The 6,000-nt window shown below is 67.9% G+C and carries 4 protein-coding genes; 2 read left to right on the forward strand and 2 right to left on the reverse strand.

The genetic code is table 11. The features are described from left to right. Window positions 1–71: 71 nt before the first annotated feature. Window positions 72–344: a hypothetical protein gene (locus G3N94_RS24340; RefSeq protein WP_205795116.1), complete on the reverse strand. Its 273-nt coding sequence runs from the start codon at window positions 342–344 to the stop codon at window positions 72–74. A gap of 272 nt (window positions 345–616) precedes the next feature. Next, window positions 617–2,164, reverse strand: a complete 1,548-nt coding sequence (locus G3N94_RS24345; protein WP_205795117.1) for a sensor domain-containing diguanylate cyclase — start codon at window positions 2,162–2,164, stop codon at window positions 617–619. Between the two features lie 270 nt (window positions 2,165–2,434). Between G3N94_RS24345 and G3N94_RS24350 the strand changes: the two genes are divergently transcribed. Beyond that, a complete protein-coding gene (locus G3N94_RS24350) occupies window positions 2,435–5,338 on the forward strand; it encodes a molybdopterin cofactor-binding domain-containing protein (RefSeq protein WP_205795118.1) in 2,904 nt (967 codons plus the stop codon). Then, on the forward strand, window positions 5,335–5,979 hold the full coding sequence (locus G3N94_RS24355; RefSeq protein ID WP_205795119.1) for a (2Fe-2S)-binding protein: 645 nt from the start codon (window positions 5,335–5,337) through the stop codon (window positions 5,977–5,979). The genes G3N94_RS24350 and G3N94_RS24355 overlap by 4 nt, the downstream gene beginning before the upstream one ends. The last annotated feature ends 21 nt before the right edge of the window (window positions 5,980–6,000 follow it).

A 6,000-nucleotide genomic window follows, 5' to 3' on the forward strand; every position in this document is an offset into this window, starting at 1 on the left:
CGGCCCGGCAGGCCGAAACCGGCCGAACAGGCGCTCGCCCGCGCCGCTACGCGAACTGCAGCGCGCGGCGCTCAGCGCGCGTCGGTTTCAGCCTCGATACGTCCTTCTTCCCAAAGCGCCCACAGGCGACTGCCGGCGCGATACGGATTCGCGCGCCGCGCCGCGTAGTCGTCGACACCCTGGCGATACGCGCCGTACAGCGTCAGCGGCGGATTCTTCACGCATGCGGCTTCGCGCGGGTCGGAACGGCGGAACGACGTGAGACGCCTGATCAGCGTGGCGCCGTCGATCACGGTTGCTTCGTTGATCGGCTCGTTGCGGCTGACGACTTCGACGGTATCCATTTTTTGCTCCCCGAGTACTTTCTTTGTTACCCGGAGAACAGCAATAAGAGTGCCAAGCTGAAAAACCCCGCCAATGCGCCGATCGTGCAGCGTTTTGCTGCGAATTCCGCGGTCCGCACGGCCCGATGTTACGAAACATGTAACGTGACGCGCGCGTCGTCGCCCGTGTGCGGCGTGTGAAATGTAGCGCGGATGAAACCGGCTGACGCCGGGCTTGCGGGCAGATTTCGGGCGAAACGGGAAAGTGCCGGCCAAGCGTGAGCCGACCGCCATCAACCAGCCGTAGCCGGCGCGACCCCACGACTGCCTTTCGAATAAAACCGGAACCTGCCCTTGCCGGATGACTTCGCGTCATACAGCGCGCTGTCGGCCTGCCGAATCAGGTCCTCCGGCGTGCTGCCGCCGCCGTCGAGCGCGATCCCGATGCTGATCCCGAGGCTCACCGTCTCGCCGATCGCCAGCGTGTACGGCACCGAGATCTGCAGGATGATCTGCTCGGCAAGGCTCGAGCACGCGCCCATCTCCGTGTCGTCGATGGCGACGATGAACTCGTCGCCACCAATGCGCGCCGCGAGCTCGCCGGGCGGCAACGTCTTCCTGAGCCGCGCGGCCACCTGCGTCAGCACGTCGTCGCCGGCATGGTGGCCGAACCGGTCGTTGATCGCCTTGAAGCCATCGAGATCGAGATACATGACGCCGAGCGCCATCCCGTGGCGCCGCGTGCGCCGCGCCAGCATACGCTTCAGCTCCGCGTGGAGTTCGTGCCGGTTCGGCAGGCCCGTCAGCGCGTCATGCCGCGCGAGGTGGCGGATGTGTTGCTCCGCGCGGCGGCGAGCGGTGACGTCCTCGACGATGATCACCGCGCTGCCGTCCGGCACCAGGTGCCGCGTCATCTCGAGCTGCCGCCCATCGGCGAGCGTGATCTCGAACGGCGCCGGTTCGCGGAACAGCCAGCCGCGGCACCGCGCGCCAAGCGCGGTATCGTCGGGCTCTGCGGTCACGCCCGCACCGAGCGCCACGACGACGTCCGGGAACGACGTGTTCAGCATGATCTCGCGCGGCGAGCCGAACAGTTGCGCGGTGCGCCGGTTCGCGACGACCACGCGGTTCTCGCCGTCGACCATGCACAGGCCGTGCGGCATGTGCGTCAGCGCAGCGTCGAAGCGCGCGATGAGCTCGGCGTTGCGCTGGCGCGCGGCCATCAGCGCGACCAGCACCTTGTAGTGCCGCTGCACGACCGTGCGCATCGCGACGAGGTAGATCGCGATCGGCGGCAGCAGCAGCCACGCGCCGCTGCGCGGCGCCAGCAGCGCGCCGGCCCCGATCGGCAGCACGCCGAGCGTGATCTGCGACATCGCGAGACGCGGCAGCGCCGCATTGCGCGAGCCGATCCCGCCGAACACGCCACCCGCGACCATCACCGACAGCGTGCCGAGCTCGACGTCGACGGCCTGCACGCAACCCATCGTGCCCAGTCCGAGCAGGAAACATGCGGCGAGCGACACCGGCGCGTAGCGCATCGCCCAGTATTCCGCGCGCGGGTCGCCGGCGTCACGGTGCGCGATGTACGCGCGCGCGACCGCGAGCCGCGCCGCGAGCAGGCCGAGATCGGCGATCAGCCACAGCAGGCACCAGGTCTGCTGCAACCGCATCAGCGCGACGGCCGCGACGAAACTGCTTGCGAGGCCGGACAGGAACATCGGCCGGATGTCTTCGAACAGCGTGGAGAGCAGGGACGGGCGCAATGCAGCCGTCACGCGGTGATTGCCGGAGGGAGGGGTAGCGAGAACGGAGTGCAGGAGAGATGCCCTGACTGCCATGATCGATGACCTCGACACGATGACCGCCGGTGGCGCCCCCATCGTTGCGGGCGAAACCGGTGGGTCGGATGCGCAAGACCATAACATGAATCATCGCCATCCGGTCGGATGACGGGCACCCGCCCGTGCGCATCGCGTTATATGCATTCCAATAAGTAATACATGTGAGAAACGCTATAGCCGCCATACGGGAAACGATGCCAGAATGCGCGCCGCTCCGAAGGCCGCGACATCCGCTCGCCGTCGCGAGCCGCACCAGGAGGTCCCCCCATGAAAAACCACGGCCTGTCACGGCGAGGTTTTCTGAAAGCCAGCGTGCTGGCGGGCGTCGCAGTCTACGTCGCGCCCCTCGGCAGCCGCGCATTCGCAGCACTCTTCGAAGAAAAACTCCTTACACCGGTCAAATGGGATAGCGTCACCGGCATCCCCCGTTTCCGCATCGACGGCATCGCCAAAGTCACGGGCTCGAAAGTGTTCGCCCGCGACGTGCGCGCGGCCGACATGCCGCACTGGCCGCAACAGCAGTCGCATGCGCTGATCCTGCGCGCGACGCAGGCCGACCGCGTCTACGAAGGTTTCGACCTGGCGCTGCTCGGCGACGACCTGAAGCCCGACCGCATCGTCACCGCCGACGACCTCGCGCGCGACGGCGTCGCGTTCCCGGCGTTCTACGGCGACGACATGCTGCTGCCCGCCGGCAAGACGCCCGCGTATCTCGGCCATGCGGTCGCGATCCTGATCTATCACGACTTCGCGCGCTTCCGCTTCGCGAAGAACCTGCTCAAGTTCCGCGACGACGTGATCCGCTACGGCACGGTCACGGGCCCGCTCGAGCGCGACCCGTGGGGCACGTTCCGCTACGTGCGCGTCGGCGGCAAGACCGCCTACGACGACGACGTCTATTCGAGCCTGAAGGACGCGCCGATCTTCCCGAGCATGATGCGCAAGCGCCAGCCCGTGTGGCCGGACGGCAAGGAACACGGCAAGCTCGACGAGCAGGGGATGTTCCATGCGGCTCAGATCGCCGGCGAGCTCGACCATCCGTCGGCCGACTGGCTCGTGTTCGACCGCGATTACAGCACGCAGTCGGTCGACACCGCCGCGCTCGAGCCCGACAACGCGAACTGCTGGTACGACGCCGCGACGCAGGCACTGCACCTCGTCGTGCCGACCCAGTCGCCACTCGAAGTGGCCGAGAATGCCGCGGCGATGGTCGCGAAATGCCGCTTCCCGGTGAAGAAGCTGTTCGTGCACCCGTGCTACACGGTCGGCTACGGATCGAAGGATCACTGCAACGTGCCGTTCTACGGGCTCGTCTGCGCGCTGTACGCGGACGGCCGCCCGGTGCGTTTCGCGAACGACCGCTACGAGCAGTTCCAGACGTCGCTTAAGCGTCACGCGTTCAAGATGCATTACCGGATCGCGGTCGACCGCAACACGGGGCTGCTGCAATCGTTCAAGGGCGACTTCGAGGCGAACGGCGGCGGCCGCAGCAACTTCTCGCCGTCGGTCGCGATGGTCGGCGCGACGGCCGCACAATCGATCTATTACTTCCCGAAGAGCGATCTCGCCGCGGTCGCGATCGCGTCGCGCGCGATCGACGCGGGTTCCGCGCGCGGCTACGGCACGCTGCAGAGCATGGCCGCAACCGAGATGGCGATCGACGAGATCGCCGCGCAGTTGCAGCTCGACCCGATCGAGTTCCGCCTGAAGAACGCGCTGCGCTCGGGGATGAAGAACACGCAGGGTGCGATTCCGGCCGGCGCGTTGCGCATCGACGACGTGCTCGAACGCGCGAGGCAGCACCCGATGTGGACACGCCGTGTCGCGCGCAAGGCCGAGTTCGAGGCCGCGCATCCGGGCCGGCGCTACGGCGTCGGCTTCGCGTGCGTGCAGAAGGATTTCGGCACCGGCGCGGAAGCGTCGTTCGCGAAGGTCGAGTTCGACGAGAACGGCAACGTCACGCTGCATCACACGGCCGCCGAGATCGGCACCGGGATGTCGACGTCGCAGGCCGTCGCGGTCGCGAAATGGCTCGGCCGGCCGGCGACGGACGTGCGCGTCGCGATAACCGACTGGCCGGACCTGCCGGTCGAGACGAGCGGCGATCCGTACCTGATGTCGCAGGCCGACCAGGACCGGCTGAGCGCGAACCCGCGCTGGTCGCCGAGCTATGCGTCGCCGTCGAGCGCGACGAACTCCGCGTACTACTTCACGCACAGCACGCGCGAAGCCGCGCGCGCGGTGTTCCGCTACGGGCTGTGGCCCGCGGCGATGTCGATCTGGACGCGCGGCCTCGGCGGCGGGCAGGCCGCGCCGTACACGATCCGCATCGAGGACGCACGCTGGGTCGACGGCAAGCTGACGGCCGACGGCCTCGAGCCGCTGACGTTCGAACAGCTGGCGAAGCAGGCCTATGCGCTGGGCCTGCCGACCGGTGCGGTCGCGCACGTGTTCAACCGCTGGCAGTGGACCGACGCCGAGTTCGAGATCGGCGGCGCGGTCGAGCGTTTGCCGATCGACGGGTTGTCGCTGCGCATCGGCGTGCCGAACACGGCTGACGCGAATACGGCCGCTTCCGGCGCCGCCGTATCGAGCGCCGCGCAAGGCCAGGCGCCGGCCGGCGCAACCGCGATCCGCGGCACGCTGCCGCCGACCGCGAACGGCTATCGCGTGCTGGACCGCAAGCGCGTGTTCATCCCGCCGACGAGCCGCAACAACGCGGCCGTCACGTACTACACGGCGGTCGGCACGCTCGTCGAGCTGGCGATCCATGAAGCGACCGGCAAGGTCGAACTGCTCACGCACCACTCGATCATGGAGTGCGGCAACCAGATCTCGCCGCAGCTCGTGTCGGGCCAGTTGCAGGGCGGCCTCGCGATGGGTATCGGCCATGCGCTGCACGAATACCTGCCGCTGTACGAGGACGGCCCCGGCAACGGCACGTGGAACTTCAACCGCTATTCGCTGCCGCGCGCGTCCGACGTCGCCGTGTGGTCGCAGACGGGCGAAGTGCTGCCGCCGCTGTCCGAAACCGATCCGCCGAAGGGCGTCGCCGAAGTGGTGATGATCCCGGTCGTCGGCGCGATCGTGAACGGCATCGCGCACGCGATCGGCCATCGTTTCACCGACTTGCCGGTGACCCCGCAAAAGATTCAGGAGGTGCTCGCATGACGACCGCCCAAACCGCCGCACCGGCCCCGGCGTCCGCAGCCGCGACACCGGCTCCGACACCTGCTGCCGCGCCGGTCGAGCGCCCGCTCGTCCGGTTCCAGCCGAAGCCACTGTCCGTGACCATCAACAGCAAGTCCGTCGGCCCGATGCAGGTGCCCGAAGGGTTGATGATGATCGAGTTCCTGCACGAATACGCGGGCCTGACCGGCTCCCGGCTCGGCTGCGGGCAGGGCATCTGCCATGCGTGCGTGGTAATCCTCGACAAGCCGGACGGCACGAGCGAGGAAGTCCGCACCTGCATCACCGGCGCGCACTTCTTCCATGGCCGCACGATCCGCACGGTCGAAGGCCACGCGAAGCGCAACGACGCGGGCGAAGTGGTCGAGCTGTCGCCGGTCCAGCAGAAGTTCCTCGAGCATTTCAGCTTCCAGTGCGGCTACTGCACGCCGGGCTTCGTGAACGCGGCCACGGTGCTGATCGAGCGGCTGAAGCGCCAGCCGGTCGCGAAGGCCGACGTCGAGCGCACGATCACCGAAGCGCTCGATTCGCACCTCTGCCGCTGCACGGGCTACGTCCGCTACTACGAAGCGGTGAAGGACGTCGTGTTGACGACGCCGGGACTCGTGAAGGACGCCGCATGACACGCACATTCGCCCATCGAG

It is taken from the genome of Burkholderia sp. Ac-20353, from assembly GCF_017104785.1.
GTDB lineage: Bacteria > Pseudomonadota > Gammaproteobacteria > Burkholderiales > Burkholderiaceae > Burkholderia.

Coding starts and splice junctions, on each gene's coding strand:
- G3N94_RS24340 (WP_205795116.1), bottom strand. CDS start 344: ATGGATACCGTCGAAGTCGTCAGCCGCAACGAGCCGATCAACGAAGCA.
- G3N94_RS24345 (WP_205795117.1), bottom strand. CDS start 2,164: ATGGCAGTCAGGGCATCTCTCCTGCACTCCGTTCTCGCTACCCCTCCC.
- G3N94_RS24350 (WP_205795118.1), top strand. CDS start 2,435: ATGAAAAACCACGGCCTGTCACGGCGAGGTTTTCTGAAAGCCAGCGTG.
- G3N94_RS24355 (WP_205795119.1), top strand. CDS start 5,335: ATGACGACCGCCCAAACCGCCGCACCGGCCCCGGCGTCCGCAGCCGCG.